This window comes from Bacteroides sp. 43_46 (genome assembly GCF_001915455.1).
Lineage (GTDB): Bacteria > Bacteroidota > Bacteroidia > Bacteroidales > Bacteroidaceae > Bacteroides > Bacteroides caccae.
Window position 1 is genome coordinate 1 of the sequence record NZ_MNQN01000090.1, and the last position, 2,853, is coordinate 2,853.

Below are 2,853 nucleotides of genomic sequence, written 5' to 3' on the forward strand. Positions count from 1 at the left end.
AGTACGGTGAGCAAAAGTTAACCTTGGAGTGAACTCGTTATTATTGGTATAACCAATCATTATACACAATCGTTGGTACAATAAAGTATATAGTTGCGTTTCTTTAAGCCCATACCGGGCTATCAGACCGCCCATGCTCTGCCCCATAACGATATTCTTTTCAGTGCAGCCGCAGGAAGCCTTCTCTTGATTGATCAATTCAATTGCGCTCTCGAAAAGTCGGGCATTGGCCTGGATAGAGAGCTTGCTGTCGAAAAGGTCGATGTAGATGATATCGTACTCGCTGCGAAGCTTATTAAAGGCTGCATATCTCTGGCTAAGCCCATTCACAAAGGTATGAAGGTTCGTGTTACCGAATTTTTCGTCACCCATATACGGATTAGCATCATCAACAAATTCCAAGGGGTCAAAACCTTCCATGTCAATAAAAGGTTTGGTGAGTTTGCCGGGACTGCCCGTGGAATACAAATAAGATATACGACCGGAAGCTTTTTCACCGTTATAGGGTAAACTGGCCGTAATGTCAACACAACGGTCAGGCTTGAACTTCGCCGCCTCTGTACGGGTGATCACATTATCTGTGATGACCTTCACCAGACTGTGGCTGTACAAATAGCTCCCGTCGGCAAGTCTCACACGCATCTTCAAGTGTTTCACACCGGTAGAGGAATAACTGCCCTGATAGCTGCTGCCGCTGGATACAGAGACATAGCCTCTTCCGTCATCTGCGTCAAACTCAACTTTTCCGCTAGTAACGTTACTTTTCCAGATAGATGCAGGAAAAGAATATGAGATATTACTGCCGTAAAAAACGGTGTCCTGGGCGGAAAAGCCCAGCGTGTACCCGATGGAATAAGGGTTCTGCCAAACACCGTTCACCTCGTTGTCGAAAACCTGCTCATTCTCGTAACGTATAAGATGACTGCTCAATGCGTCTTCACGAATATATGAATACTGGTACAACACGACCCCTATAATCCCCTTACCTCTTCCAGAAAGGGAGTGTTGGGTGGCAAGAACCTCTTCTGCATTGAAAGGCTTGGCACCCACAGAGGAGGAGCGAACGGTACGAAGAAGATTCTCGAAGGCGACACGATCCACATAATTGCTATCATTCAATTCCTTGCCATTATAAATATCCAGATCAGCCAATTCAAAGGCATAGTCACGAAGAAGACCATGAGGAATCTTACTCTTGTCAAGGTGCTGGAACATGTTGTCAAGCCAGTTCCTGACTTCAGGGGTATCTTCAACAAAATGTGATTGCCCTAGTGCCGACATGTAGAATATGCAGCACAACAGAAAAATTATATTTTTCATAATGAGTAGACTTTTTACAAAATATAATCAAATAATCCTGATGTATAGAAAGTTCTATTCCTTTCAATGTTATATCCCTCAAACTTCCCTTCTGTTACTGATGCCTTATATGAAGCCTGTGGAACACGTTTACTCGTAACCTCAGTTTCAAAATTAAATAGACCAAAGATTTCACCTTTATCTACATTAATATTAGTAAACTCAATATACCCTTTGTTTACAATGTCAGTCTTTAGAATAATCTTCTTTTTTCTGATACTTTTAGGGATAAGAGTTGTATCTGAACATTGATAAAGGTACGGAGTTACTTCAATGGACGCTATATAACATTCATCCTCAAAATCAAATGGACCGTTGTTATCAATATGTTCCTTGAAATAATATTTCTCTCCCAATTGCGGTAGTCCCTTTTGAGTGACAGAAATATATATCCTATAATTTCCACCTTCCTTATCATTAATGCCTTTAGCTATATTGAAAGTAAAAGAGCCATCGTCATAATATGAATAGTTCATATGAAAACTTGTCGGAGCTTCAAACATTGTTCTTAGTCCTTCTCCCCTAGCACATTTACCATTTATAATACATTCAACATAGCTGTTATTTTTTAATAATGATTCTACTATATCTTTTTTACAGCCACTGAGTGACGATAATATTAAACATAGTATTGTGATTAGCATTAACTTTGTACTTTTCATTGTAAAGTGTTTAGATCATCAACTATTTTTAGATAATGGACATACAAGCTATCCGGGATAGTAAGATCAATGGCTTCTTCTTTACTCATATTAAGTATATAAGCAGAGTCACGATAAATAATCTGATCCATCAGCATGTTTTCCAAACTAGATTGCTCCTTATGTAGCTTTTCGTCAGGAGTAAGATTTAATTGTGTAGATTTGTCAATTGAAATGCCACTATTGGCATTTTCTACTATGATATCAGAGTCATTACACGATGATACCACCAACATAAATGTTAAGACTAGCACTAGCTTTGTGTTCATTTTCATAGTTGTGTAATTTAATAGTTAAACATTTATTTATGTGAAATATATTATTATGTATAGTCAATTGTCATAAGTCATTATGTATTAGAGGTCTATATTTTTTTAAAAAGAGATTGTTTGTGTAATTTTTAAACATATAATAAAGGTAATAAACTTATTCAATATAAAAAATATTTTAATCACTTTTTTTACTATTAATCATAATGCCATTTAAAAAATCGACTTATAATCAATAAATGTTCTCTTAATATCAACGGATATTATTATAATTGGAAGTTATTAGATATTCACTAAGAGTCAATACTTCCAGAAAAATGTTGTTCTATTCTAGCAGAACTAGTAGTGTTTCGCAGGCAAAAATCCTGAATGATATAATCAATAAAAAAGCTGTTTACCATACGGATAAACAGCTTTTTATTGGTGAGCCTCTTGTCGGATTCGAACCAACGACCCCGAGATTACAAATCACGTGCTCTGGCCAACTGAGCTAAAGAGGCGTTATTTTCTTTTGCGGGTGCAAA

At 37.1% G+C, this 2,853-nt stretch carries 3 protein-coding genes and 1 tRNA gene; all 4 read right to left on the bottom strand.

Annotated features, from left to right (window positions below):
* Positions 1–1,320: lipase family protein (locus BHV72_RS07070; protein ID WP_286855482.1), on the bottom strand; the 1,320-nt coding region annotated here is incomplete at its 3' end.
* Positions 1,321–1,334: 14 nt separating this feature from the next.
* Entirely contained in the window at positions 1,335–2,021 is a 687-nt protein-coding gene (locus tag BHV72_RS07075) for a hypothetical protein (protein WP_005681567.1), read from the bottom strand.
* Positions 2,018–2,335 (bottom strand): hypothetical protein, encoded by a 318-nt coding sequence (locus BHV72_RS07080; RefSeq protein ID WP_022041407.1) that lies wholly within the window; start codon positions 2,333–2,335, stop codon positions 2,018–2,020. Before BHV72_RS07080 ends, BHV72_RS07075 begins: the two co-directional genes overlap by 4 nt.
* Before the next feature lie 420 nt (positions 2,336–2,755).
* A tRNA-Thr gene (locus tag BHV72_RS07085) sits at positions 2,756–2,829 on the bottom strand.
* Positions 2,830–2,853 lie beyond the last annotated feature (24 nt).

Bases quoted from the DNA above. Each gene is read 5' to 3' on its own strand.
- BHV72_RS07075 (WP_005681567.1), bottom strand. From the start codon at position 2,021: ATGAAAAGTACAAAGTTAATGCTAATCACAATACTATGTTTAATATTA.
- BHV72_RS07080 (WP_022041407.1), bottom strand. From the start codon at position 2,335: ATGAAAATGAACACAAAGCTAGTGCTAGTCTTAACATTTATGTTGGTG.